This is a genomic window from Pseudomonas sp. MRSN 12121 (assembly GCF_000931465.1).
In the GTDB taxonomy this organism is placed as follows: domain Bacteria; phylum Pseudomonadota; class Gammaproteobacteria; order Pseudomonadales; family Pseudomonadaceae; genus Aquipseudomonas.
This window is the reverse complement of record NZ_CP010892.1, coordinates 5,786,087-5,809,013: the sequence shown is the minus strand read 5'-3', so window position 1 is coordinate 5,809,013 and position 22,927 is coordinate 5,786,087. Positions and strand designations below refer to the sequence as shown.

At 65.3% G+C, this 22,927-nt stretch carries 27 protein-coding genes and 1 tRNA gene; 9 read left to right on the top strand and 19 right to left on the bottom strand.

What is annotated here, in order from left to right:
- Positions 1-140 precede the first annotated feature (140 nt).
- The 4 genes from TO66_RS26415 to ddlA all read left to right on the top strand — a co-directional run bounded on the left by TO66_RS26415 (position 141) and on the right by ddlA (position 2,784).
- Positions 141-698, top strand: a complete 558-nt coding sequence (locus TO66_RS26415) for a DUF2975 domain-containing protein (protein ID WP_044465041.1) — start codon at positions 141-143, stop codon at positions 696-698.
- A 7-nt stretch (positions 699-705) separates the two neighbouring features.
- Positions 706-918, top strand: coding sequence for a helix-turn-helix transcriptional regulator (locus TO66_RS26410; protein WP_044465040.1), 213 nt, complete (start codon positions 706-708; stop codon positions 916-918).
- 39 nt (positions 919-957) lie between these two features.
- A complete protein-coding gene (locus tag TO66_RS26405) occupies positions 958-1,599 on the top strand; it encodes a LysE family translocator (protein ID WP_044465039.1) in 642 nt (213 codons plus the stop codon).
- A 90-nt stretch (positions 1,600-1,689) separates the two neighbouring features.
- A complete protein-coding gene (ddlA, locus tag TO66_RS26400; protein ID WP_044465038.1) occupies positions 1,690-2,784 on the top strand; it encodes a D-alanine--D-alanine ligase in 1,095 nt (364 codons plus the stop codon).
- Positions 2,785-2,814: 30 nt separating this feature from the next.
- On the opposite strand, the gene TO66_RS26395 is transcribed toward ddlA, so the two are convergent.
- From TO66_RS26395 to TO66_RS26360, 8 genes are all read right to left on the bottom strand, one after another.
- Positions 2,815-3,390, bottom strand: a complete 576-nt coding sequence (locus TO66_RS26395) for a DUF4234 domain-containing protein (protein WP_044465037.1) — start codon at positions 3,388-3,390, stop codon at positions 2,815-2,817.
- Between the two features lie 79 nt (positions 3,391-3,469).
- Positions 3,470-4,186 (bottom strand): polyphenol oxidase family protein, encoded by a 717-nt coding sequence (locus TO66_RS26390; protein ID WP_044465036.1) that lies wholly within the window; start codon positions 4,184-4,186, stop codon positions 3,470-3,472.
- Between the two features lie 107 nt (positions 4,187-4,293).
- The gene (locus TO66_RS26385) at positions 4,294-5,106 is read right to left on the bottom strand and encodes a MerR family transcriptional regulator (protein ID WP_044465035.1); all 813 of its coding nucleotides are present in this window, start codon (positions 5,104-5,106) and stop codon (positions 4,294-4,296) included.
- A gap of 226 nt (positions 5,107-5,332) precedes the next feature.
- Positions 5,333-5,704: a type II toxin-antitoxin system HigA family antitoxin gene (locus TO66_RS26380; RefSeq protein ID WP_044465034.1), complete on the bottom strand. Its 372-nt coding sequence runs from the start codon at positions 5,702-5,704 to the stop codon at positions 5,333-5,335.
- 5 nt (positions 5,705-5,709) lie between these two features.
- Positions 5,710-6,012 (bottom strand): type II toxin-antitoxin system HigB family toxin, encoded by a 303-nt coding sequence (locus TO66_RS26375; protein WP_044465033.1) that lies wholly within the window; start codon positions 6,010-6,012, stop codon positions 5,710-5,712.
- 99 nt (positions 6,013-6,111) lie between these two features.
- Positions 6,112-6,399 carry a DUF3077 domain-containing protein gene (locus TO66_RS26370; RefSeq protein WP_044465032.1) on the bottom strand — a complete coding sequence of 96 codons (288 nt, stop codon included), beginning with the start codon at positions 6,397-6,399 and terminating at the stop codon, positions 6,112-6,114.
- A gap of 537 nt (positions 6,400-6,936) precedes the next feature.
- A complete protein-coding gene (gene ggt, locus TO66_RS26365; RefSeq protein ID WP_044465031.1) occupies positions 6,937-8,775 on the bottom strand; it encodes a gamma-glutamyltransferase in 1,839 nt (612 codons plus the stop codon).
- Between the two features lie 103 nt (positions 8,776-8,878).
- The gene (locus TO66_RS26360; protein WP_044465030.1) at positions 8,879-9,805 is read right to left on the bottom strand and encodes a LysR substrate-binding domain-containing protein; all 927 of its coding nucleotides are present in this window, start codon (positions 9,803-9,805) and stop codon (positions 8,879-8,881) included.
- Between the two features lie 92 nt (positions 9,806-9,897).
- Between TO66_RS26360 and TO66_RS26355 the strand changes: the two genes are divergently transcribed.
- On the top strand, positions 9,898-10,866 hold the full coding sequence (locus tag TO66_RS26355) for a DMT family transporter (protein WP_044465029.1): 969 nt from the start codon (positions 9,898-9,900) through the stop codon (positions 10,864-10,866).
- Between the two features lie 38 nt (positions 10,867-10,904).
- Here TO66_RS26355 and TO66_RS26350 read toward each other — a convergent pair.
- From TO66_RS26350 to TO66_RS26325, 6 genes are all read right to left on the bottom strand, one after another.
- A tRNA-Met gene (locus tag TO66_RS26350) sits at positions 10,905-10,981 on the bottom strand.
- An 87-nt stretch (positions 10,982-11,068) separates the two neighbouring features.
- Positions 11,069-12,523 carry an amidase gene (locus TO66_RS26345; RefSeq protein WP_044465028.1) on the bottom strand — a complete coding sequence of 485 codons (1,455 nt, stop codon included), beginning with the start codon at positions 12,521-12,523 and terminating at the stop codon, positions 11,069-11,071.
- A 61-nt stretch (positions 12,524-12,584) separates the two neighbouring features.
- Positions 12,585-13,619 carry an extracellular solute-binding protein gene (locus TO66_RS26340; RefSeq protein ID WP_044465027.1) on the bottom strand — a complete coding sequence of 345 codons (1,035 nt, stop codon included), beginning with the start codon at positions 13,617-13,619 and terminating at the stop codon, positions 12,585-12,587.
- Positions 13,620-13,646: 27 nt separating this feature from the next.
- Positions 13,647-14,456: an ABC transporter permease gene (locus TO66_RS26335; protein ID WP_171820030.1), complete on the bottom strand. Its 810-nt coding sequence runs from the start codon at positions 14,454-14,456 to the stop codon at positions 13,647-13,649.
- On the bottom strand, positions 14,453-15,373 hold the full coding sequence (locus tag TO66_RS26330) for an ABC transporter permease (protein WP_044465025.1): 921 nt from the start codon (positions 15,371-15,373) through the stop codon (positions 14,453-14,455). The genes TO66_RS26335 and TO66_RS26330 overlap by 4 nt, the downstream gene beginning before the upstream one ends.
- Before the next feature lie 15 nt (positions 15,374-15,388).
- Positions 15,389-16,507: an ABC transporter ATP-binding protein gene (locus TO66_RS26325; RefSeq protein ID WP_044465024.1), complete on the bottom strand. Its 1,119-nt coding sequence runs from the start codon at positions 16,505-16,507 to the stop codon at positions 15,389-15,391.
- 238 nt (positions 16,508-16,745) lie between these two features.
- On the opposite strand from TO66_RS26325, the gene TO66_RS26320 reads away from it, so the two are divergent.
- A complete protein-coding gene (locus tag TO66_RS26320) occupies positions 16,746-17,651 on the top strand; it encodes a LysR substrate-binding domain-containing protein (RefSeq protein WP_044465023.1) in 906 nt (301 codons plus the stop codon).
- 153 nt (positions 17,652-17,804) lie between these two features.
- Positions 17,805-19,022 carry an MFS transporter gene (locus tag TO66_RS26315; RefSeq protein ID WP_044465022.1) on the top strand — a complete coding sequence of 406 codons (1,218 nt, stop codon included), beginning with the start codon at positions 17,805-17,807 and terminating at the stop codon, positions 19,020-19,022.
- A 75-nt stretch (positions 19,023-19,097) separates the two neighbouring features.
- Here the strand turns inward: TO66_RS26315 and TO66_RS26310 are convergent, their stop codons facing one another.
- The 3 genes from TO66_RS26310 to TO66_RS26300 all read right to left on the bottom strand — a co-directional run bounded on the left by TO66_RS26310 (position 19,098) and on the right by TO66_RS26300 (position 19,949).
- The gene (locus TO66_RS26310) at positions 19,098-19,376 is read right to left on the bottom strand and encodes a Rho-binding antiterminator (protein WP_044465021.1); all 279 of its coding nucleotides are present in this window, start codon (positions 19,374-19,376) and stop codon (positions 19,098-19,100) included.
- Between the two features lie 3 nt (positions 19,377-19,379).
- Positions 19,380-19,649, bottom strand: a complete 270-nt coding sequence (locus TO66_RS26305) for a DUF2024 family protein (protein WP_044465020.1) — start codon at positions 19,647-19,649, stop codon at positions 19,380-19,382.
- A 69-nt stretch (positions 19,650-19,718) separates the two neighbouring features.
- On the bottom strand, positions 19,719-19,949 hold the full coding sequence (locus TO66_RS26300) for a thioredoxin (RefSeq protein ID WP_044465019.1): 231 nt from the start codon (positions 19,947-19,949) through the stop codon (positions 19,719-19,721).
- Positions 19,950-20,076: 127 nt separating this feature from the next.
- Between TO66_RS26300 and TO66_RS26295 the strand changes: the two genes are divergently transcribed.
- On the top strand, positions 20,077-20,646 hold the full coding sequence (locus TO66_RS26295) for a MarR family winged helix-turn-helix transcriptional regulator (RefSeq protein WP_044465018.1): 570 nt from the start codon (positions 20,077-20,079) through the stop codon (positions 20,644-20,646).
- Complete coding sequence (locus tag TO66_RS26290) at positions 20,643-21,356, top strand: MOSC domain-containing protein (RefSeq protein ID WP_044465017.1); 714 nt, start codon at positions 20,643-20,645, stop codon at positions 21,354-21,356. The genes TO66_RS26295 and TO66_RS26290 overlap by 4 nt, the downstream gene beginning before the upstream one ends.
- Positions 21,357-21,368: 12 nt before the next feature.
- Here TO66_RS26290 and gspM read toward each other — a convergent pair whose 3' ends face one another.
- A complete protein-coding gene (gspM, locus tag TO66_RS26285; RefSeq protein WP_044465016.1) occupies positions 21,369-21,839 on the bottom strand; it encodes a type II secretion system protein GspM in 471 nt (156 codons plus the stop codon).
- Positions 21,840-21,842: 3 nt separating this feature from the next.
- Positions 21,843-22,925, bottom strand: a complete 1,083-nt coding sequence (gene gspL / locus TO66_RS26280; protein ID WP_044465015.1) for a type II secretion system protein GspL — start codon at positions 22,923-22,925, stop codon at positions 21,843-21,845.
- Positions 22,926-22,927 lie beyond the last annotated feature (2 nt).

The following is a 22,927-nucleotide window of genomic DNA, read 5'->3' as shown; positions in this document are numbered from 1 at the left end:
GCGTTGCCCCGGAAGGCGGCGGGATGCGCCGCGCTATCGCGAATAATGTGAGTAAATAATCGAAATGCAGAAATTAATTATTGTTTTACGATAATTAATTCTCTATGGTTTCTCCCGCATTCATTCTTCTGGAGCTTCCCATGACGTCCCAAGGTCTTGCCCGGTTCAGTCAGCGCATGTCGGCTGCCACCCTGTTGCTGATCGTTGCCATGCTGTTGCTCAACGCAGCGCTGTGGCTGTTTCCACAACTGAGCGCGGAAAATGGCTACGGCTTCGGTTTTGGCCTGAGCAATGGTCAGGCGAGCCATCTGGCCGCCGGTGCCACGTTGCCCTGGTGGCAGACCCTGGGCGGCATCCTGTTGTCGAGCGTGCCCCTGCTGGCGCTGGCTTTCGGCTTGAGCCATTTGCGTCGGTTGTTCCAGCGCTATGCCCATGGCGAGTACTTTTGCGCCGCGGCGGCGGTGCATCTGGGCAAGGTCGGGCGAGGCGTGGCGTTGTGGGTGTTGCTGGATTTTCTCTGCGAACCGCTGCTCAGCCTCTGGGTGACCTTGAACGCGCCGGTGGGCGAGCGCCTGATCACGCTCAGCATCACCGCACCGACCGTCGTTGCGCTCTTCCTCGCCGCGTGCATTTCGATCATCGCGCGTATCCTCTGGCAGGCCAGTGAAGTGGATGCGGAAAACCGCGCTTTCGTGTGAGATCACTATGTCAATTGTCATTCAGCTGAATGTGATGCTGGCCCGGCGCAAGGTCAAGTCCAAGGACCTCGCTGCGGCGATCGGTATCACCGAGGCCAACCTGTCGCTGCTCAAGCAGGGCAAGGTCAAGGGCCTGCGGCTCGCGACCCTGGACGCGATCTGCCAATACCTCGACTGCCAGCCGGGCGACCTGTTGATCCATGAGCCCGAGGTGGAGTAGCGTCGGCTTCCCCTCACTCGACAAAAGGCGGTCTGTGCCATGGCCCTTGAACATTTGCCGTATGCCGGCCCGCTCTTGTCGCTGGCGTTGCTCTGGACCGTGGCGGTGGTCACGCCGGGGCCGAACTTCTTCACCACCGCGCAAATGGCGGCCAGCTGTTCGCGTCGCCATGGCGTGACGGCCGCGCTGGGCGTGGCCACCGGCACGGTGCTGTGGGGGCTGGCCGGCGGCCTGGGGATCAAGTCGCTGTTCAGCGCGGCCCCGACCCTGTACCTGGGGTTCAAGATCGCTGGCGGCTGTTACCTGATCTACCTCGGCCTGAAGCTGTTCAAGCGCCAGGCGGCGCCGGGCGGTGCTGGCAACGGCTTGCCCGGCGAGTCGGGCCGCAGCCTGCTCTCGGCCTATCGCCTGGGCTTTCTCGGCAACATGACCAACCCCAAGTCGGCGCTGTTCGTCGCCACCATCTTCGCCACCTCGATGCCGGCCGCGCCAGCGCCCTCGCTGCTGGCCCTGGCCGTGCTGACCATGGCGTCGCTGTCGTTCACCTGGTACTGCTGCGTCGCGCTGTTCTTCGCCAGCAGCCGGATGGCGGTGGTCTACAGCCGTTCGCGCAAATGGCTGGACCGCTTTGCCGGCAGTTGTTATGTGCTGTTCGGCGCCCACCTGGTGGCCAGCCGCTGAAGCCCGGCGCTGCGCTGATTCATCTGTGACATCCGCCGGCTCGAGCGGTCAGAGAGAGCCGGCGAACCCTTTTTCCAACGAGAACAAACCATGAGCAAGTTGCGGGTCGGGATTATTTTTGGCGGCCGTTCGGCCGAACACGAAGTGTCGCTGCAGTCGGCACGCAATATCGTCGATGCGCTGGATCGCGAGCGCTTCGAGCCGGTGCTGATCGGCATCGACAAGCACGGCCACTGGCACCTCAACGACACCTCGAACTTCCTGATCAACCAGGAAAACCCGGCGCTGATCGCCCTCAACCAGTCCAACCGCGAACTGGCGGTGGTGCCGGGCAAAGCCAGCCAGCAGTTGGTGGAAACCTCCAGCCAGGAGCTGCTGGGGCATGTCGATGTGATTTTCCCCATCGTCCACGGCACCCTCGGCGAGGACGGTTGCCTGCAAGGCCTGTTGCGCATGGCCGACCTGCCGTTCGTGGGCTCCGATGTGCTGGGGTCGGCGGTGTGCATGGACAAGGACGTCAGCAAGCGCCTGCTGCGCGACGCCGGCCTGGCGGTGACGCCTTTCATCACCCTGAACCGGGCCACCGCGGCGCGCACCGATTTTGCCCAGGCGCAGGGCAAGCTGGGCCTGCCGATGTTCGTCAAGCCGGCGAACCAGGGGTCGTCGGTGGGGGTCAGCAAGGTCACCAGCGAGGCCGAATATCGCGCGGCCCTCGAGCAGGCGCTGGGCTTCGACGAGAAGGTGCTGGTGGAGTCGGCGGTCAGCGGCCGTGAGATCGAATGCGCGGTGCTGGGCAACGACCAGCCGATTGCCAGTGGTTGCGGGGAAATCGTGGTCGGTAGCGGCTTCTATTCCTACGACAGCAAATACATCGACGACCAGGCGGCCCAGGTGGTGGTGCCGGCGGACCTCAGCGAGGAAGTCAGCGAGCGCATTCGCGCCCTGGCCGTCGAGGCGTTCCAGGTGCTGGGCTGCTCGGGGCTGGCGCGGGTCGATGTGTTCCTGACCCAGGGCGGCGAAGTGCTGATCAACGAGATCAATTCGCTGCCCGGCTTCACCCGCATCAGCATGTACCCCAAGCTGTGGCAGGCCGCGGGCATGAGCTACAGCGAACTGGTCAGCCGCCTGATCGAACTGGCGCTGGAACGGCATGCGGCGCGCCGGGCCTTGAAAATCAGCCGTTGAGTCAAGGCGCGCTCGGTAGGCGTCGCCGGGTCATTCCGGCGGCAGGGTCAGGCCGAACAGCGCCAGGGCCCAGAGCAGCACGCCGAGGACGATGAATACATAGTTGACCGGGGTGAACCGCGCATTGCTTTGCCCGAGCGGGTCACCGGCGGCTTCGTTGAGGCCGCGTTGGCCCAGGAAGGTGATCCAGGCATGCACCGGCAGCAGCGCCAGGCTGAGCAGGTCGAGCAGCGGATAGCCGATGTTCTTCCTGACCAGGCCATCGATCACGTTGCTGACAATCACCATGACCACGAACAGGGTCGCCAGCTCGCCCGGCCGCCAGTCGAAGGTGCGGCCGCTGGCCTTGATCTTCGCGTCGGCCTCGCGATACAGCGCATGGGTGAAGAAAATCGCCAGCAACGCTCGGGCGATGGGCCATATTTCCTGGCCGCTGGCCTGTTTGAACTGCTGCCAGTTCTTGTAGGCCCAGTACAGCTGGTAGATGCCGAAGGTCAGCACGAACAGGGTCAGGAACTTGGGCCGGGAGACCACGTAGAAAGGTCGCTGCGCATGGCTGGAGGCGACAAGTTCGGCTTGAGGCGGGGCATAGAGATTGTCAGACACGGTCGTTCCTTTGGTGGGTCTGTGAAAGGGGCAAGGTTGCCCCGGCATGGCGACAGAGATCGGTTGTGACAAACCGGTCTCAGGCTCGCCCTATCCATGAATACTGAAAAGACTTCTCTTCGCCCAGTCGACCACGCCGGCGATAGCTGGCCAGGCTCGAACTCGAGCAATAGGTGCAGTGGTCGCAGTGTTCGATCTGTTCGTCGGCGATACCCGCCGCGTGCAGCAGATGCAGAGCGTAGCGGCCCAGGTCGAACCACAGCGAGTCCGGCCGGGTAGGTGCCGGCGGGGCAATTTCCGGCGGCCGTTGCGGCGCCGGGCGTTGCTGGCTCCAGGGGGCCTGGTCCCGGGGCCACAGGTGACCCTGGGTGGCGGCCAGGGTCTCGACGAAATCCGGGCTGACTTCATAGCAGCACGGCTTGATCGAAGGGCCGAACGCTACGCGCAACTGATGCGCGGCGATGCCCTTGGCGGCGAAGTGTTGCAGCACGTTATCGATGATGCCGCCGTGCAGGCCCTTCCAGCCGCCATGCACTGCGGCGATCCAGGACGCGTCTTCGCTGCTGATCAGCAGCGGCAGGCAGTCGGCGGTGATCACCGCGATCGGCCGGCCGGTGCGGGTGAACACCGCGTCGCCGCGAATGATGCCGCTCGGCAGGGTGGTGCTGGCCTCGACCACCTCGCCGGTATGGACCTGGGAGCAGAAGAACAGGTTGGCGGGTGGCGGTGCCCCGATCCGCGAAAACTCATGGCGGATACCCGGTATCTGCTTCAACACTGGCGCCTGGAAACTCATCGCCCCTTCGCTCCGTTGCCGTGGGTTCGCTACAGAGCATAGCGGTATCGTGAGTCCTTTTGCTGACAGTGGCCTGTCAGACGGCGACGGTTCGTCTGATCGCGGGCTCAGCCTTTCAGCGGGATATAGAGCTCGACCACGCTGTCCGGGTGCATCGGTCCGAAAAAACGCTCGCCGGTGTATTCGAATTCCACCCCTTCGTCGGGCTGCATCCCGGCGGCCGGCAGCCATTCGCTGTAGGCCGCGCGGAAGGTTTCCGGCAGGGTCTGTACCGTGCCCCGATGCTCGACCCGGGCGTACTGACGGGCGGGAATCTCCAGCGCCACCATGCCTTCCACCAAGGGTGCCTCGGCGCTGACCGGCAGCCCGGCGACGTAACGCCACTGGCCGTCGCCCAGGGGCTGGCAAATGCCATAGGTGCCGACCGGCTCGGCCAGGCGCTGGATCTCCTGCTCCCGTGGCTCGAAACGCTGCCACAACTCGGCAATCGTGCCTTCGTCATCCTGTTGCCAGGCCATGCCGATGATGCGCTGCGCCGGCAGCTTCACCCGCACTGGCGTCTGCGGCTCCGGCACACTGCGCTCGGGCTGCGCCAGGTAACGCTGCAGCTGGCCGAGCAGGTTCTGGCCACGGGCGAGCTGCGCTTGCAGCTCGTCGGCATGGGCCTGCAACGCCTGGCGCAGGCTCAATACATCGTGCAGCGCGCCGTTGTCCGCCAGCCCACGAATCTCCTCCAGCCCCATGCCCAACTGCCGCAACCAGACAATGCGCCCCAGGATGCCGATCTGCTCCGGCTGGTAATAGCGATAACCGTTGTCCTGCCCGGTCAACGCCGGGGTGAACAGGCCGATGCTGTCGTAGTGGCGCAAGGTCTTGGTGGTGAGGCCATGACAGCGGGCCATTTGTCCGATGGTGAGCATGCAAACATCCTTTTTTGTGGTGAGGGGCGAGAGGGCACTTTAGAGGTTTACCTAAGGGCAAGCTCAAGGTTGTTTCGCCTTTGCGGCTTGAGGCTCGGACCTCGGATGGAGGCGCAATTCATGGCGGAGTGACGCTAATGGCGGAGATGGGACATGTGCCCTCGGTGGCGAGGGCAACATTCGACATGGGTATCGACAGTGTTGCGGGTCCGTAGCCGAGTGTCACTCAGACCGACTTCCCCGGCTTGATCAGGCTCTGGGCGGGGATGCCGAACAATTGGTGCAGCTTCCAGATCATCGGCAGGGTCAGGGCGCGCTTGCCGTTGAGCACTTCGTAGACCCGGTTGGTGCGGCCAATGGCCGGGGCCAGGTCGGCGGCCGACAGGCCCGATTGCTCCATGCGGAACTTGATGGCCTCGATCGGGTTGGGCAGGTCGACGGGGAACTGCCGGGCTTCATAGGCTTCGATCAGGGTGATCATCACGTCGAAGTAATCGCCTTCCGGGGTGCCGGGTTCCGGCTCGTTATCGAATAGCACGGACACCTGCTTGAGGGCCGCACGGTAATCCTGGTCGGTGTGAATGGGGCGAATCTGCATGCTCGTTACTCCATTTCAACGCTGTCGGCGTCGATGGCATCGTACTGCGGGTGAGTGCCAACGAACTTGATGTAGAGGGCGCTGTAGCGGTAAGCCACGGCCACCACCAGCCGGTAGTCATTGCCTTTGATGTTGAACACCACTCGACGGCTCTTGAGAATGCTGGCGCTGCGAAACTGCTCCTTGATCTGTGCCGGGCTGGACCAGTGGGCACTGCGCGCTTCATCGATCCAGGCCAGAAGCGGTTGCTCGGCATCCGGATACTGCTTCCAGAACGTCTTCAAATGACTGACGGCGATAATCCTCATGGCTCGAAACCTTAGTCCCGTCATGGGACTTAAACAAGGGGGAGAGAGAGGAAGACGATGGACGGACAGCCATGCAGACTGTCCGTCGAGGCACTATCGTCAGGCGCCTGCCGTCATCGCGGTGTGCACGTCATCCATCACCGCTTTACCCATCTCACCCAGGTAATGTGTCGCCCAAGCATAGCGGTCCGCCTGCGGCTCCATGGCCGCGTCCAGGGTCAACTGTTTTGCCAGATGTAGCAGCAGCGAGGCATGTTCCAGGGCATCGCCCAGGGGCACGTCGGCGTTGACCCGCAGGAGCGGGCGTTGGCCTTCGCCACAATGGGCAAAGGTTATTTCGCCGAGGGTGTGCAGGGATGAGGGGGACGGATTGAGGGTGTGTTCCATGGTGACGAATCCTTTCGTTTGAGGGGATCACCACCGTCTGCCGCCAAGCAGATTAGGGTGGCGAATTGCACAAGGTTGGCGGACCGGCACGAAAGGAACCGGCACCCCCTAAGGGGTCCCTGCGCAATCCGCCATGACACAAAAATGCGGGCGCAAAAAAAGCGCCTGCATTCGTGTTTTGGCGCTGTTGTGCCTTTCGTGATTCGGGCCGCCAAGCCCGTTCGCTGCTGTTGCAGCGACGGGCGAAGGATAGCGGGGAGGGGAGAGCGTCGCAACGGCATTGCTGCGACATTCTGTGACGCTGACGAGCACCCCACGCATTCGTCGAAGGTACACCGGCCCCTGTAGCCGCTGCCGAGCCCCGGCGAGGCTGCGATAGGACCGCAGGTCCTCCTGCGGTCTCAAGAACATGCGCCTGCTTCGCAGTCGATCGCAGCCTCGCTGGGGCTCGGCAGCGGCTACAGGCGTCAGGCGTCAGGAGTCAGGAGCCAGGAGCCAGGAGCCAGGCGTCAGGGGCCGGGGTTTATCTGTTGGTTATCAATCCCCCAGCGCCGCCCCTTCACGCCGTGGGTCGGCGCCTCCGGCCCAGGAGGTTTTGCCCTGGGCGTCGCGGACCCGGACGATCGCCTGGGTGCCGCTGGTCATGTCGATATCGCTCACTTCGTGCCCCTTGGCCTTCAGCGCCGCTTTCAGCGCCGGGGTGAATTGCCCTTGCTCCAGCTCGGTGGGGCCGTTGCGGCTGCCGAAGTTGGGCAGGCTGATCGCCGCTTGCGGATCGAGGTTCCAGTCGAGCATGCCGATCACCGACTTGGCCACGTACTCGATGATCTGCGAACCGCCCGGCGAGCCAACGGTGGCCAGCAGCTCGCCGCTGGCGCGGTCGAAGATCAGCGTCGGCGCCATGGACGAGCGCGGGCGCTTGCCCGGCTGCACGCGGTTGGCCACCGGCTGGCCGTTCTCTTCGGGAATGAAGGAAAAGTCGGTCATCTGGTTGTTGAGCAGGAAGCCCTGGACCATCAGGTGCGAGCCGAAGGCCGCTTCCACGGTGGTGGTCATCGACACCGCGCCACCGAGGTCGTCCACCGCCACCACTTGCGAGGTGGAGATGCGCAGCGGCGAGCGGTCCGGGGCGTAGGCCACCTGCACGCCCTGGGGCTTGCCGGGTTCGGCCTTGCCCATGCTGCGCGCGCCGATCAGGGCCGCGCGCTGGGCCAGGTACTGCGGGGCGACCAGGCCGGCGATCGGCACCGGGGCGAAGTCCGAATCCGCCACGTACAGCGCGCGGTCGGCATAGGCCAGGCGCTCGGCTTCGGCGATCAGGTGCACGGCTTCAGGCGCCGGTTCCAGGCCGGCGGGCAGGTGGGTCTTGGTCGGCTTCAAGGGCGGCAGCGCATAGCGCGGGTCGCGGGCTTCCAGCGCCTGCAAGGTGCCGAGGATCTGCGCCAGGGCGATGCCGCCCGACGACGGCGGCGGCATGCCGCAGACCTGCCAGCGCTTGTAGTCGGTGCACAGTGGCTCGCGCTCCTTGGCGCGGTAGCCTTGCAGGTCGTTGAGCGACAGGCTGCCCGGGTTGGCGTGGCCTTGCACCTTGGCCACGATTTCCCGTGCCACCGGGCCCTTGTACAGGGCGTCCGGACCTTCCGCGGCGATGCGCTTGAGCACGGCGGCCAGCTGCGGGTTTTTCAGCAGGGTGCCGACGGCTTTCGGCGTGCCGTCGGCATTCAGGAAGTAGGCGGCCATGTCCGGCGATTGCGCCAGGTACGGGTCGGCGACGAGCAGGCCGTGCAGGCGCGGCGAAATCGGGAAGCCCTGTTCGGCCAGCTTGATCGCCGGCTCGAACAACTGCGCCCAAGGCAGGCGTCCGTGTTTTTCATGCGCCAGTTCCAGGGCGCGCAACACCCCCGGCGTACCCACCGAGCGCCCGCCGATCTGCGCCTGGGGGAAGGGCATGGGTTTGCCGTCGGCCTGCAGGAACAGCTTCTCGGTGGCCCCGGCCGGCGCGGTTTCGCGACCGTCGTAAGTGCGCACCGCCTTGCCGTCCCAGAGCACGATCAAGGCGCCGCCGCCGATGCCCGACGACTGTGGTTCCACCAGGGTCAGCACCGCTTGCATGGCAATCGCCGCGTCGATGGCCGAACCACCCTGGCGCAACATCTCGCGCCCGGCTTCGGCGGCCAGCGGGTTGGCGGCCGCGGCCATGTGCCGGTCGGCGTGCTGCACGCGCAGGTCGGTGCGGTAGCCCGACGCGACTTCGGGCGGCGGGGGCAGGGCTGTGTGGGAAGGGGCGGAGGCGTTGCAAGCGGCGAGGGTGAGGGCGACGGCTATCAGCGAGCAACTGGTAAGCCGGCGGTGACGCGGATTGAGGGTCGAGAACACGCGTTGAACTCCGTTCACTGGGTAAATGATGTGTCGTCCGTGGGGAGGAATGTACAGCAGTGAACGGGGCAAGAGGCAGGGCGATTGCCGTTCTGGGAAAGGCTTAGATGGAGGCGCCAGGCTCATCGCCCTGCAATTCGTCCCGTAGCCACTGGACCAGGGCCTGGGTCTCGCTCCGTTGCGGGTCGCGCTCGTGGACGTAGATCGACAAGGCATTGGGCAGCGGTACGCTTTCCAGGCAGGGCCTGATCAACGCTGCGCTTTCGATCAGGCGGTCGGCGGTCCGGCTCCAGCCCATGGCGATGCCGTGCCCTTCGACGGCGGCTTGCAACATCATCGGGTAGTTGTCGAACACCATGCTGCGGGTGCCGTCGGCCAGGGTATGTCCGAGCCTGCGCAGCCAGCTGTCCCACTCCATCAGGTTGGGTGGGGTCGTGCGATGGTGCAGCAGCGTATGCCGCTGCAGGTCCGACAGAGTCAGCGGCATGGCCGCACCGCGCAGATAGCCCGGGCTGCACACCGGAAACACTTCGTCCGAGGCGGTAAACGCCAGGGCATGCGGGCCGCTGGCCTTGCCGGTGCTTTGCAGGGCGACGTCGAACGATCCATCGAATTCGGTCAGGGGCCGGGTGGTGGTCACCACTTGGATCTCGATCTGTGCGTGGCGCTGGTGAAACAGCGAGAGGCGCGGCATCAGCCAGTAGAAGGCTTCGCACAGCTGGCACAGGAGGACGACCTGGTGCTTGCGGGAGGCCCCCCGCAGCCCCTCGGCGCTGCTGCGAATGTTTTGCAGTGCGGCGCTGACGACGTTGGACAGCTCGTAGCCTTCCGGCGTCAGGAAGACCGCCCGGTTCCGGCGGCAGAACAGCTTCACTCCCAGGTTTTCTTCCAGGCCGCGGATCTGCCGGCTGATGGCCGCCTGGGTGAGGTGCAATTCGTCCGCCGCCCGGGAAAAGCTGCCCAGGCGGGCAGCCGCTTCGAAGGGCAGCAGGCTGGACAGTGGAGGAAGGGCCTTGCCGAGCGGATTCATAATTTTCGGTTATGCATTCAGGACCGAGAACTCGTTTGTAGCACAGCGGCGGGGCCAACCACTATGAGGTTCGCTTGACAGTGGAGCTACCGATGACTTCCCGAACCTCCCTGGCCGCCGGCGTGGCCCTAGCCATTTTCGCCACCTTGAGCTGGTCGCTGAACTTTATCGCACCCTATGTCACGGGGGCCTACAGCATTCATGACCTGATGGCGCTGAGGTTTCTGCTGGCGGGGGCGATAGGCGCGGTGCTGCTCGTGACCCACCGGGCAGGGCTCAGGTTTATCCGGCCCGGCTGGAAGCTGGTTTCCCTGGGGCTCGGCATCGCTGGCTACCTGGGCTACAGCACCAGTATCGCCATCGGTGTGGTATTCGGCGGGCCGCTGCTGACCCCTTCGTTGATCGCCATGGTGCCGATCCTGCTGGCGCTGCTGGGCAACGCCCACTACCAGACGCTGGCCTGGAAGCGTTTGGCAGTGCCGTTGGTATTGCTCGGGACAGGGCTGGGGTTGATTCATCTCAGCGCGGCGACTCAGGCCATGGCATCGCCGCGCGGCCTGATGATCGGTCTGGCCGCCTCGATCATCGCCGTCCTGCTGTGGCTGCTGTTCAGCCTGCTCAACCAGAAAGCGCTGCATGTGATTCCCGCCGCGTCGGTCGGTGCCTGGACCGGGTTGATGATGAGCGGCGGGGCGTTGGGCACGCTGTGCCTGGTGCCCATCGGGCTGATGCTGGGGGTATTCAGGTTGCCGGCCCTGGGCTTTGGCCTTGAGCACGCGGGGTGGTTGTACGCGTGGGCGCTGGCCATTGCACTGTTTTCCTCGGTGGCCGGAGCGTGGGCCTGGAACCAGGCGACGCGGCGCTTGCCCATGGTGCTTTCCGGGCAACTGGTTTCGCTGGAATCGCTGTTCGCCACGCTGCTGGGACTGGCATTCCATGGACGCTGGCCGACGCCGGTCGAGGCGCTGGGGTTCGCGGCGATTCTTTTGGGCGTGCTGCTGGCGGTGCGGGAAATCCTCTCGGCCGAAACGGCCTGCGGCGAGGCTTTTTCCCGGGCATAAAAAAACGGCTTACCTTGCGGTAAGCCGTTTTCAGTACTTGGTGGCTACACAGGGACTTGAACCCCGGACCCCAGCATTATGAATGCTATGCTCTAACCAACTGAGCTATGTAGCCAAGTGGCGCGCATTATTCGCGTAGAACGGTAAGGCGTCAAGCGCTTTTTATAAAAAAATTACCTACGCTATCAACCGTTTATCCAATTCACTCCTGTAGCAGCGGCGATGGGCAACGCTGGAACCAGCGGCTGGCCTGTTCGTAGGCGTGGGCCAGTTGCAGGACGGCGAAGTCGGCCTGGTGTTTGCCGATGATCTGCAGCCCCATGGGCAGCCCGTCTTTATTGAAGCCGGCCTGGACGCTGGCCACCGGGCAGCCGGACAGGGTGCCGGGGATCACCACTTCCATCCAGCGGTGATAAGTGTCCATCGCCACGCCGTCGATGGCGCCGGGCCAGGCCAGGGTCTTGTCGAAAGGAAAGACCTGGGCACTGGGCAGCAGCAGGTAGTCGAACCTCTCGAACAGCCGGGAAATGGCCCGGTACCAGTCGCTGCGCAGCGCCGAGGCGGCGAACACCTCGGCGGCCGACAGCTTCAGGCCGTTTTCCACCTCCCAGCAGGCCTCCGGTTTCAACAGCGCGCGTTTTTGCGGGTCGGCGTAGGCCGCGCCCAGGGCGCCGGCGACCATCCAGTGGCGCAGGGTGCGCCAGCAGTCCCACAGTTGCGGCATGGCGAAATCGGGTTGTACCGCTTCGACATGGCAGCCCAGGCTTTCGAAGTCGGCGAAGGTTTTCTCGCACAGGGCGAGCAGGCCCGGCTCCATCGGCAGGTAGCCGTTGAAATTCCCCAGCCAGCCCAGCCGGGTGCCCTTGAAGTCGCGCTCCAGCGGGGCAGCGAAGGCGGCGCCGGACTCGGCGATCGACAGCGGCGCCCGGGCATCGGCACCGGCCTGTACCGACAGCAGCAGCGCGGTGTCGCGCACGCTGCGGCCCATGGGGCCTTCGTAGCCCAGCTGGTCGAAGAACAGGTCGCTGCTGTCGTCGAAGGGCACGCGGCCCTGGGACGGGCGCAAGCCGATGACGTTGTTGAACGCCGCCGGGTTGCGCAGCGAGCCCATCATGTCGCTGCCGTCGGCCACCGGCACCAGGTGCATGGCCAGCGCCGCGGCGGCGCCACCGCTGCTGCCGCCGGCGGTCTTGGCGGCGTCGAAGGCGCAGGCGGTGGCACCGAACAGCGGGTTGTAGCTTTGCGAGCCGAGGCCGAACTCCGGGGTGTTGGTCTTGCCGATGAGGATGGCCCCGGCGGCCTTGATCCGCTCGACCATGATGCCGTCGCGGGCGGGCACGAAGTCCTTGTACAGCGGCGAGCCGAGGGTGGTGCGGATGCCCTGGGTCAGGGACAGGTCCTTGATCGCATGGGGCAGGCCGTGCATCCAGCCGCGGTAGTGCCCGCGGGCCAGTTCGGCGTCGCGCGCGTCGGCCTGGGCCAGCAGTTGTTCGGCCGGTTGCAGGCTGATCAGCGCGTTGACCCGGGGGTTGAAGTGCTCGATATGGGCCAGGTAGGCCTGCATCACCTCGCGGCAGGAGACGTGGCGCAGGCGAATGCGTTCGGCGAGTTCATGGGCCTGCAGCAGGACCAGTTCGCTGAGGGGGTTGGAAGTCATGGCAGGGCGGCCTTTCAAACGGCTGGAGAAACGCCCCGCCGCGCGGGCGGGGCGGCAGGGGTCAACGCATCAGGTTGGTCCACAGGCGGTCGGCGAGGCGGATCGCGCCTTCGCCGCAGGTCTGGCTGAACACCACCTTGGTGCCTTCGGGAATGTGCAGTTCGGGCGCGTCCTTGAGGCCGGCGTCGAGGAAGGGCTCCACACCCTTGACCGGGCTCTGGTGCTTGAGGAAATTCTGGGTCATCGCAGCGTTTTCAGGCTGGCTGAGGAAGGCGATGAAGGCCCTGGCGTTCGCCGGGTTGCGGCTGCCCTTGGGGATGACCATATTGTCGACCCAGGCCAGCACGCCCTCCTTGGGGTAGAGGTATTTCAGGCTGGGTTTCATCTCCCGGGCACGCATCGACGAGCCGCCCCAGAACATCGACATGTCGATCTCGCCCGAGGCCAGGTTCTCGCGGATCGAGCCGGCCTTGGAGCTGTAGGTCTTGACGAAAGGTTTCTGCGCCTTGAGCAGCGCCAGCACCTGTTGCATCTGCTTGGGGTCTTCGCTGCACAGCGGGATGTCCAGGTACAGGCTGGCCATGTCGATCACGTCGCTGACCGAGTCGAACATGTTGATCCGGCCCTGCAGTTCGGCCGGCGGCTCGTAGAGCACCTTGTAGCTGTCGGCCGGGCCCTGGTAGCGCTGGGTGTCGAGCACCACGCTGGTGGTGCCCCAGATGAAGGGCACGGAGTAGGCGCCTTCGGGGTCCCAGGTGGGCTTTTTCAGGTTGTCGGCGAGGCCGGCGTAATAGGGTTCGTTGACCGGGTCGAAACGCTCCAGCAATTGTTCCTTGATCAGGATCGGGATGAACTGGTGCGACGGAATCGCCACGTCGTAGCCGGTGCCGCCCTGTTTCAGCTTGGCCAGCAGGGTCTCGTTGGAATCGTAGGAATCCACTGTGACCTCGATGCCGGTCTGCTTCTGGAACTTGGCGAGGATTTGCGGCGAGAAGTAGCCGCTCCAGCTCACCACGTTGAGTTTCTCGGCGGCGTGCACGCCCAGTGGCAGGCTCAGCAGCAACGAGGTGCCGAGGCTTGCGATCAACTTGCTCATGTCATTTCCCCAAGGTCAGTGGAAGGTTCAAGCGTGTTTCTTGCCCAGCAGGTAAGAGAGGCTGACGAACAGCACCGAGACGCCCAGGATCAGGGTCGAGACGGCGTTGACGTCGGGTGTCACGCCCATGCGCAACAGGCCGAAGATGAAGATCGGCAAGGTGGTGGTGCCGGCCTGGGAGACCATCATCGAGATCACGAAGTTATCCAGCGAGACGATGAAGGCCAGCATCAGCCCGGAGACGATGCCCGGCATCAGCAGCGGCAGGGTGACCTTGCGCAAGGTGCGCCACGGGCCGCAGTAGAGGTCGGCGGCGGCCTGTTCCAGGGACAGGTCCATGTCGTTGAGTCGTGCGCGGATCGGCAGGTAGGCGAACGGGATGCAGAACACCGTGTGGGCGATGATCAGGTTGCCGTAGCCCAGGGACAGGCCCAGGGTGGAGAACAGCGCCAGGGTGGCCACGCCGACCACGATTTCCGGTAGCACCAGCGGCAGCATGATCGCCCCCATGGACAGTTGCAGGCCCTTGAACCTGGCGCCGCGGGAAGTGCCCAGCGCCGCCAGGGTGGCGATGGCGGTGGCGATCATGCTGGCGCACACGGCGATCAGCAGGCTGTTGCCGGCCGCCGAACGCAGCGCCTGGTTGGCGAACGCCGCGCGGTACCAGTCGAGGCTGAAACCGCTCCAGACCGTGGCCGACTGGTTGGCGTTGAACGAGAACACCACCAGCACCAGGATCGGCGCGTAGAGGTACAGGTAGAACAGGAAACTGAAGCCGCCGAAGCCGGGAAAGTCCTGTACGCCGAGGCCGTTTCGCTTGAACAGGCGTCGCATCACACACCTCCCTGGGCAGTGCGCTGGCGCTGGGCGCGCAGCGCATAAAGGATCAGCACCAGCATCACCGCCGCCATCAGCACCAGCGACAGGGCGGCGCCGAATGGCCAGTTACGCGCATCGCTGAACTGCCGGAAAATCAGGTTGCCGAGCATCATCCGGGTGCCGCCGCCCAGCAGCTCGGGGGCGATCATCGCGCCCAGGCAGGGCACGAAAGTGAGGATGGCGCCGGCCAGGATGCCCGGCCGGGCGATGGGCAGCACCACCTTGCGCAAGGTGCGGATGCGCCCGGCGTACAGGTCCTGGGCGGCCTCCAGCAGGCGGGTGTCCATTTTTTCCAGGGTTGCGTAGATCGGCAGGACCACGAAGGGCGCGTAGGTATAGACCAGCCCCAGCAGCACCGCGCCATCGGTATAGAGCATTTGCAGCGGCTCGTGGATCAGCCCCAGGTCCAGCAGGCCATTGTTGATCACGCCGCTGCTGCGCAGCAGCAGGATCCAGGCGTAGGTGCGGATCAGCAGGTTGGCCCAGAACGGCACGGTGATCAGGAAGATCAGCAGGCCGCGCCGCTGCGGCGGCTGCATGGCCAGCCACACCGCCACCGGGAAACCGATCAGCAGGGTGATGAGCGTGGTCAGGCCGGCGATGCCGATCGAGCGCAGGGCGATGATCAGGTAGGAGTCGGTGAAGACCAGGCTGTCGTCCAGCTGGCGCTCGAACAACAGGGCGGTGTAGGCGTCGCTGCTGAAAATGCGGTCGACCCCGCCGTAGGGGTTGGCCTGCATCAGCGAATAGCCGATGACGATCAGGATCGGCACCACCAGGAACAGCGCGATGGCCAGCAGCGCCGGGCTGACGCCGAGGAAGTTGTGCAGGGCCTTGCGCCGTTCCAGGGTGGAGGAGAGCGATGATGTGTGCATGACGAACCCTCGTGCTCAATCCAGCAGGACGCTGGCGCTGCCGCGGTCGAACAGCAGGCCGGCCTGGCTGCCCAGCGGGAAGCGCTGGCTCTGCTCGACGCTGTTGGGCGTGCGCACCGTGAGGCGCGAGCCGTCGCCGAGGCTGACCTGGTATTGCAGGTCGGTGCCCAGGTAGACCTGCGCCTCGATCCGGCAGGGCAGGGCGCCTTCGCTGCCTTGCGGCACCAGGTGCAGGCGTTCCGGGCGGACCGACAAGGCCACGCTCGCGCCCACCTGCAACTCGCTGCACGGTTGCGCCGGCAGCGGGTGCCCGGTGGGCCCGGCGAACCAGGCGAGGCCGGCCTCGACACGGGTCACGCTGGCGTCGATGAAGTTGGTTTCGCCGATGAAGTCGGCGACGAAGCGGTTGCGCGGGCGTTCGTAGATGTCTTCCGGGCGGCCGACCTGCTGCACCTCGCCCTCCGACAGCACGGCGATGCGGTCGGACATGGTCAGGGCTTCTTCCTGGTCGTGGGTGACGAAGATGAAGGTGATGCCGGTGCGCGCCTGGATGCTTTTCAGCTCCTCGCGCATGGCCTGGCGCAGCTTGAGGTCCAGGGCCGAGAGCGGTTCGTCGAGCAGCAGCACCTTGGGATGCGGCGCCAGGGCCCGGGCCAGGGCTACCCGCTGTTGCTGGCCGCCGGACAGTTGGCTCGGCTTGCGCGTGGCGAAGCGTTCCATCTGCACCAGGGCGAGCATCTCGCGCACCCGTTCGGCGATCTGCGCCTTGCCCAGCACCTGGCCCATCGGCCGGGATTCCAGGCCGAAGGCCAGGTTCTCGGCGATGCTCATGTGCGGGAACAAGGCGTAGTGCTGGAACACCGTATTGACCGGGCGCTGGAAGGGCGGACGGTCGGCGATGTTTTCGCCGTAGAGCAGGATCTCGCCCTGGGTCGGGAATTCGAAGCCGGCGATCATCCGCAGCAAGGTGGTCTTGCCGCAGCCGGACGGGCCCAGGAGGGTGAAGAATTCGTTGTCGCGGATATCCAGATCGATGCTTTTCAGCGCCACCGGTCCGCTGTGCGGGTCGCCGTAGACTTTGCGCACGGCGCGAATGGACACAGCCAGCGTTTGCAGCGAATGCAGGGCATTCATGCGTAACCTCCGATTCCCCCATCGCCTGTGGCACCGCGTTGGCAAACGCGGCATGACCAGGCCATGGATATTATTTTTCTGGGCAGGATCGAGATGTATTCGGGTGTGCGGCGAGCCGGTATCGCGGGCTCTTTATTGTTCTGCTGGGGGCGATTATCAGTGAGGGGTTGCGAGGGCGAAACTTCAATTTTAACATAGCAGCTGTTAAATAATTTAATAGCAAGGGCGTCCCCAGACCATGGCCGAGCACCGCTTGCCGCCGCTCAACGCGGTACGTGCCTTTGATGCCGCCGCCCGCCTGGGCAGCTATGTCGAAGCCTCGAAAGCCTTGCACGTGACCCAGCCGGCCATCGGCCGCCACGTCAAGCTGCTGGAGGAATGGCTGGGCACGCCGTTGTTCGAGCGCACTTCGCGCGGCGTCACCCTCACCCCGGCCGGGGAGAAGTACCACCGCAAGATCGCCGCGGCGCTGCAACTGATCGTCGAGGCCGGCCAGGAAGTACAGCCCAAGGCCGCCGAGCGCTGGTTGCGGATCATGGTGGTGCCGGGGTTCGCCAAGCGCTGGCTGACCCCGCGGCTGGAGGCCTTGCGCCATGTGCGCCCTGGCCTGAAATTCGCCATCGAGCCCAATTCGACCTTCACCGAAGTGGACGCCAGGAGCGCCGACCTGGGCATCGCCTATGGCCTCGACGGGCAATACGCCGGCTCGCGCGCGACGCTGATCTGCCCGCGGGTGTTTCCGATCTGCACCCCGGCTCACCTGCGCGACATCGGCCCGATCGCCACCCCGGCCGACCTGGTGCGGCACGAGCTGATCCACTTTGACGACGGTGAATGGTGGAACCTGTGGTTCGCTGCCAATGGCCTGGATATCCACCTGCGCTCCGACCTGATCTACGTGAACAACGACCATGCGCTGTCGGTGGCCGAAAGCGGCCAGGGCATCGCCCTGGCCAACGAGGTGCTGGTGCGCGAGGAACTCAAGGCGGGCCGGCTGGTGCGGGTGCTGGACGCTCAGGTGAAGCTGGAAAGCTATCGCGTGCTGACCCCGTCGGCGGAGTTGTCGGCGGATGTGCAGTGGTTTATCCAATGGTTGAAGACCGAGCTGGAAGCGGACTTTCCCGAGGCGGTGATCGCCGAGTGAAGGCGGCGCCTGCCCCGGGAGGCGCAAGCGAAAGCGTTCGATAGTCGGCCTGGCGAGGTCGTTAGCAAGCTAAGGGGATAGCCTCGGCGCAGGAAAAAGTGGCACATTGGTCGCCCTGCAACTGCGCACCCACCTGCTGTACGGAAATTTTTCATGGCTATCAGCAACGTCCAGAACGCCTCCGTGGCGACCCCCGCGCCTCCCCAAAGCAGCCCCCTGGTACTGCGCATCATCGGCGCGGTGGCGCTGGCGCATTTGATCAACGACCTGATCCAGGCGGTGCTGCCGGCGATCTATCCGATGCTCAAGAGCAACTATGGCTTGAGCTTCACCCAGGTTGGCCTGATCACCCTGACCTTCCAGCTCACCGCCTCGCTGTTGCAGCCGTGGGTCGGCTATTACACCGATCGTCATCCCAAGCCGTACCTGCTGCCGCTGGGCATGATCTGTACCCTGGTCGGCATCCTGATGATGTCCCAGGTCGGCAGCTTCGCCCTGATCCTGCTGGCGGCGGGGCTGATCGGCGTCGGTTCCTCGACCTTCCACCCGGAAGCCTCGCGCGTGGCACGGCTGGCCTCCGGCGGGCGTTACGGCCTGGCGCAATCGAGCTTCCAGGTCGGCGGCAATGCCGGCACCGCTTTCGGTCCACTGTTGGCGGCGGCCATCATCGTTCCCTTTGGCCAGGGCAACGTGGCGTGGATGGGCCTGTTCGCGGTCTTCGCCCTGGTGCTGCTCTACGCCATCAGCCGCTGGTACGCCAGCCACCTCAAGCTGTTCAAGCTCAAGCAGGGGCAGGCGGCGACCCACGGGCTGTCCCGGGGGCGGGTGCTCAGCGCCCTGGTGGTGCTGGGGCTGCTGGTGTTCTCCAAGTATTTCTACATGGCCAGCCTCACCAGCTACTTCACCTTCTACCTGATCGAGAAGTTCGACCTGTCGGTGGCCAGCTCGCAGTTGCACCTGTTCCTCTTCCTCGGCGCGGTGGCGGCCGGGACCTTCTTCGGCGGGCCGATCGGCGACAAGATCGGGCGCAAGGCGGTGATCTGGTTCTCGATCCTCGGCGTGGCGCCGTTCACCCTGCTGCTGCCCCACGTCGACCTGTTCTGGACCAGCGTGCTCAGCGTGGTGATCGGCTTCATCCTGGCGTCGGCGTTCTCGGCCATCGTGGTCTACGCCCAGGAACTGGTGCCGGGCAATGTCGGCATGATCGCCGGGATCTTCTTCGGCCTGATGTTCGGTTTCGGTGGCATCGGCGCGGCGCTGCTGGGCCATCTGGCCGATATCCACGGCATCGAGTACGTGTACTTCCTGTGCTCGTTCCTGCCGCTGTTCGGCCTGCTGGCGATCTTCCTGCCGCGCACCCGCAAGGCCTGACCGACCTGACGCTGGACAAGGGCGCCGACCGTGATGTCGGCGCTTTTTTTTGCCCCTAGCCCAGTACCCGGCATGTCAGGTCGGGCAAGCCGGCGCGTTCAACAGGATGCGTCCGAAGCTGCGGTTGGCGTCCTGCGGGGTAATGGCCTGCAACTGGTCCAGGCGTATTTCCAGCGAACCTTCGGCGCTTTCCAGGCAGAGGAATTCCTCGCCGCCGGCGCGGGTGCGGGTGGTCTTGGCGACGGCCTCGAAGCCGCGGCCGTCGGTCCGTTCCACCCACAGCCGATAGCCATGCATACAGGCGATTTCCAGGTAGTCGTGCAGGTCGCAGTGCAGGGGGCGATAGGCGTTCATCGGTCACCTCGACGTGGTCTCGAAGCCCTGCAGGGGCAGGATGAAATAACCCTGGCGGGCGATGTCCTGCATGACCAGCGGATCGCCGATCCGGCTGTGGCAGAAGCGGCATTCGTTCTGCGAGATATCGCCTTGCTGGATGCCCAGGCTGCCCAGCCAGGCGAAGGCGTACTGGCGCGCGAGGTCGGCGTCGTCGGTCTGGGTCAATACGTCGAAGTGCAGGTAATGACCCGCGGTGGTGCGTACATGGGTATCGAAGACTTTTACGTTCATGGCGTTTCATCCATCGGCAAAGGAGGGGCGCCAGCGCTGTGTCGAGGCGCTGGCGAATGGGCGGGCCGGTTACTTGAGATCGGCCAGGGACGCACCGAAGTTCAGGTGCAGGACCTTGCCATCGGCCACCAGGGCCGGCACCGACTGCACGCCGGCCGCCTCGGCTTCGGCGATCCGACCCGGCGCCTGGCCGAGGTGGACGATTTCCACTTTCAGTTGCGGGTCCAGCAAGTCCAGCAGGGTCTGTTCCGTTTCGACGCAGACGGCGCAACCGGCGTGGTAGTAACGAGCGAATGTCATGGGTCAGGTCTCCAGTAAAAGTATCGGATCGATACCGTATTTAGACTTTCACTGGTCCGATTTTTTGTCAATATAGTTTTTATCCGATACTATTTGCTCGTCGCCACCACCGATCCGAGAACCTCCCGTGTTGTTCGATCTGCTTGAAAGGCTTACCAGCCTGACCCGCGTCTGGTTTCGCGAGCACCCGCTGCTCGTGGACATCCAGCCGATCCAGTTGAGCGCGCTGCTGTACCTGGCGCGTTGCAACGGCTATTCCAATACCCCGCTGGCGGTGGCCGAGTACCTGGGGCTGACCAAGGGCACGGTGTCGCAATCGCTCAAGGCGCTGGAGGCCAAGGGCCTGCTCAGCAAGAGCCAGGACGCCCGCGACAAGCGCAGCGTGCACCTGTTGCTGACCGACGAGGCCCGCAATCTGCTGGCGAGGGTGATGCCGCCGGCGTTCCTGGAAACCGCCGCGGGGCGCATGGGCGGGCAGGCCGGGGAACTCGAACAACTGCTGGGCGACTTGCTGCGCAACGTGCAGCGCGCCACGGACGTGCCGAGCTTCGGTTTGTGCAAGACCTGCCGCTTTCACCGGCAGGTCGCGGGCGAGCCCTTCTGCGGCCTGACCGAAGAGCCGCTGGCGCGTCCCGCGATCGAACTGATCTGCCGCGAACACCAGTTCCCCGAAGCCTCCCAGGAGCAAGGCCAATGACCCCCGAACGCATTCCCCTCGACACCCTGCTGACCGGTCGCGCCGTGCCTTACACCCGCCCCGGTTCTCTCAGCGCGATCGCCAAGAGCCCGCGCACCGGCAGCCTGGAAGTCGGCCCGCTGGGCTTGCTGGACGACGAGCAGGGCGACCTGCGGGTGCATGGCGGCATCGAAAAGGCCATCCACTACTACCCTCGCGAGCATTACGCCGCCTGGCTCGCCGAGCTGGGGCCGAACGCGCAGTTGGAGCAGCCGGGCGCCTTTGGCGAGAACTTCAGCGCCACGGGCTGGACCGAATGGAACGTCTGCCTGGGCGACCGGGTGCGGGTCGGCAGCGTGCTGCTGGAAGTGTCCCAGGGGCGCATGCCGTGCTGGAAACTCAACGACCGGTTTGCCGTGCCGGACATGGCGCTGCGGGTGCAGCAAAGCGGTCGCACCGGCTGGTATTACCGGGTGCTGGAAGCCGGCCGGGTGCGCGCCGGGGATGTGTTGCAGCGGCTCGAGCGGCCGTTCGAGGAATGGCCGCTGGCGCGCCTGAGCGGGGTGCTGTTTTCCCGCGAAGTAGCGCTGGAGGAGATCCGCCAATGCCTGGAATTGCCGCTGGTGCCGTCCTGGCGCCGGACCCTGGAACGGCGGGCCGAGCACGCGGTGGTCGAGGACTGGGGCCCGCGCCTGGTGGGCACGCCCCCTGCCGGGCAGAACCCGCGCTGAGCGTCGGCGCGATCAATAGGACTCGACGCTCAGGCGCGCCTGGACCATGGCCTGGGGGTCGACTTCCAGTTGCAGCGACACCAGGTTCACGCCCTGGTTTTCCACCTCGTCCAGCCATTGCAGCAGGGCTTGCAGCGAGCCGCTCAGGTTGAGGTTGAGGCGTCCGGCGTCTTCGCTGTCCATGCGCGCGATGGTCAGGTTGGCCGCGGTGGTGCTGTCGGTGATCAGGCCGGCCAGCGTCCGGTTGTCGGCGCGTGGCGCGCGGGCATTGCTGGAAGAGGGGAGCTTGAGCAGGTCGGTTTGCAACTGGAGGGCCTCCTGATAGTGCTGTTCCGCCTGTTGCAGGGCCTGGCGCTGAGGGCTCCAGAGCAGGGTCCAGAACAGCGTCGCGAACAGAAACAGTGCGAGCAACCGCAGGGCCAGGCGATCGCGTGGCGGCAGCTGTTGCCAACGGTTCGAGTAACGAGTGAAAAGAGCGTTCATGGGTTAGTCCGTGATTTTCAGGCGGGCGCTGACCCCATCGGGGGCGAGCACCGCGGAGTCGGCCTGGACGTTCGCGCCCTGCTGCGCGAGGGCTTCGCGCAAGCGTTCGAGAGTGGAGAAGTCCGGCGTGTTGACTTGCAGGGTCCAGCCTTGCGCCTTCTGGTAATCGAGGCGGCGGATCCGGGTTTCCCCGCCTGCGCTGGCGACCCATTGGCCGGCCAGGCCATCGAGCCGGCGCGCGAGGCTTTGCAGGGGCTGGCCGGCATGCTGGGCGCGGGCCTGGACCTGGCGGGCGAGGTCGACCACCCGTGGCTCGTCGGGAAAACGCTGCTGCCAGAGGGCGAGGCTGGCGTCGTTGACCTGGGCGGTATGGTGTTGCAGCAACCAGCGGTGGCCCACGTCCTGCGCCACTTCGGCGCCGCAGATCACGGCGAGGATCGCCAGCAGCGCCGGCCAGGGGGCGCGCGCCGGGCCGCGTCGGGCGAAGGTGCCCTGGCGCAGGTCGATGGCATGTGCGCTGCCCCGGGCCAGCAACGGCCAGGGCGCCTCCTCGCTGCGTTGCAGGTCGTCGGGCAGCAACGGCGCCAGTTCTTCGAAAGCCTGATCGTCGAGCGCCAGGCGTTGCGCGCAGGCCCCGCCGACCAGCCAGCGCTCATGGCAGCGCAGCGCCAGCGGCTGCTCGTCCGGCAGGCAGTCGGCATCGATATGTATGCGTTCGACGTCCAGGCCATGGCCGGCCAGGCGCTCCAGCAATTGTTCCAGCCCCTGGCGTTGCAGGGCGAACAGGCGGCAGTGCCGGCGCGCCTGCAACGGCCCGCGGGCCAGGTGTAACTGCTCGGGGTCGTCCAGCAGCCGCTCTTCGAGCACCGAGTGGATCGCCTGTTGCAGCCAGCGACCGCTGCCCGGCGGGATGTCGAAGCGGTGATGGCTGGCGATTTCGGCGGGCAGCAGCAGGGTCAGCCGCTGGCCGGCCAGGACCGCCGCCTGTTGCAGGGTGCCGTGCTGGGGCTCGCCGTCGGGGTGCCACCAGGTCACGGGCGAATCGTCGTCCGTGGCCATGCGGGTGAGGTAAAGCCAGGCTTGCATGG

Excerpts from the sequence above, each read along its gene's own strand:
- ddlA (WP_044465038.1), top strand. The coding sequence starts at position 1,690 with ATGAGCAAGTTGCGGGTCGGGATTATTTTTGGCGGCCGTTCGGCCGAA.
- TO66_RS26320 (WP_044465023.1), top strand. The coding sequence starts at position 16,746 with ATGGCCGAGCACCGCTTGCCGCCGCTCAACGCGGTACGTGCCTTTGAT.
- TO66_RS26290 (WP_044465017.1), top strand. The coding sequence starts at position 20,643 with ATGACCCCCGAACGCATTCCCCTCGACACCCTGCTGACCGGTCGCGCC.
- TO66_RS26415 (WP_044465041.1), top strand. The coding sequence starts at position 141 with ATGACGTCCCAAGGTCTTGCCCGGTTCAGTCAGCGCATGTCGGCTGCC.
- gspM (WP_044465016.1), bottom strand. The coding sequence starts at position 21,839 with ATGAACGCTCTTTTCACTCGTTACTCGAACCGTTGGCAACAGCTGCCG.
- TO66_RS26355 (WP_044465029.1), top strand. The coding sequence starts at position 9,898 with ATGACTTCCCGAACCTCCCTGGCCGCCGGCGTGGCCCTAGCCATTTTC.
- TO66_RS26370 (WP_044465032.1), bottom strand. The coding sequence starts at position 6,399 with ATGGAACACACCCTCAATCCGTCCCCCTCATCCCTGCACACCCTCGGC.
- gspL (WP_044465015.1), bottom strand. The coding sequence starts at position 22,925 with ATGCAAGCCTGGCTTTACCTCACCCGCATGGCCACGGACGACGATTCG.
- TO66_RS26360 (WP_044465030.1), bottom strand. The coding sequence starts at position 9,805 with ATGAATCCGCTCGGCAAGGCCCTTCCTCCACTGTCCAGCCTGCTGCCC.
- TO66_RS26340 (WP_044465027.1), bottom strand. The coding sequence starts at position 13,619 with ATGAGCAAGTTGATCGCAAGCCTCGGCACCTCGTTGCTGCTGAGCCTG.
- TO66_RS26410 (WP_044465040.1), top strand. The coding sequence starts at position 706 with ATGTCAATTGTCATTCAGCTGAATGTGATGCTGGCCCGGCGCAAGGTC.
- TO66_RS26390 (WP_044465036.1), bottom strand. The coding sequence starts at position 4,186 with ATGAGTTTCCAGGCGCCAGTGTTGAAGCAGATACCGGGTATCCGCCAT.
- TO66_RS26310 (WP_044465021.1), bottom strand. The coding sequence starts at position 19,376 with ATGAACGCCTATCGCCCCCTGCACTGCGACCTGCACGACTACCTGGAA.
- TO66_RS26330 (WP_044465025.1), bottom strand. The coding sequence starts at position 15,373 with ATGCACACATCATCGCTCTCCTCCACCCTGGAACGGCGCAAGGCCCTG.
- TO66_RS26345 (WP_044465028.1), bottom strand. The coding sequence starts at position 12,523 with ATGACTTCCAACCCCCTCAGCGAACTGGTCCTGCTGCAGGCCCATGAA.
- TO66_RS26325 (WP_044465024.1), bottom strand. The coding sequence starts at position 16,507 with ATGAATGCCCTGCATTCGCTGCAAACGCTGGCTGTGTCCATTCGCGCC.
- TO66_RS26300 (WP_044465019.1), bottom strand. The coding sequence starts at position 19,949 with ATGACATTCGCTCGTTACTACCACGCCGGTTGCGCCGTCTGCGTCGAA.
- TO66_RS26385 (WP_044465035.1), bottom strand. The coding sequence starts at position 5,106 with ATGCTCACCATCGGACAAATGGCCCGCTGTCATGGCCTCACCACCAAG.
- TO66_RS26405 (WP_044465039.1), top strand. The coding sequence starts at position 958 with ATGGCCCTTGAACATTTGCCGTATGCCGGCCCGCTCTTGTCGCTGGCG.
- TO66_RS26375 (WP_044465033.1), bottom strand. The coding sequence starts at position 6,012 with ATGAGGATTATCGCCGTCAGTCATTTGAAGACGTTCTGGAAGCAGTAT.
- TO66_RS26380 (WP_044465034.1), bottom strand. The coding sequence starts at position 5,704 with ATGCAGATTCGCCCCATTCACACCGACCAGGATTACCGTGCGGCCCTC.
- TO66_RS26315 (WP_044465022.1), top strand. The coding sequence starts at position 17,805 with ATGGCTATCAGCAACGTCCAGAACGCCTCCGTGGCGACCCCCGCGCCT.
- TO66_RS26305 (WP_044465020.1), bottom strand. The coding sequence starts at position 19,649 with ATGAACGTAAAAGTCTTCGATACCCATGTACGCACCACCGCGGGTCAT.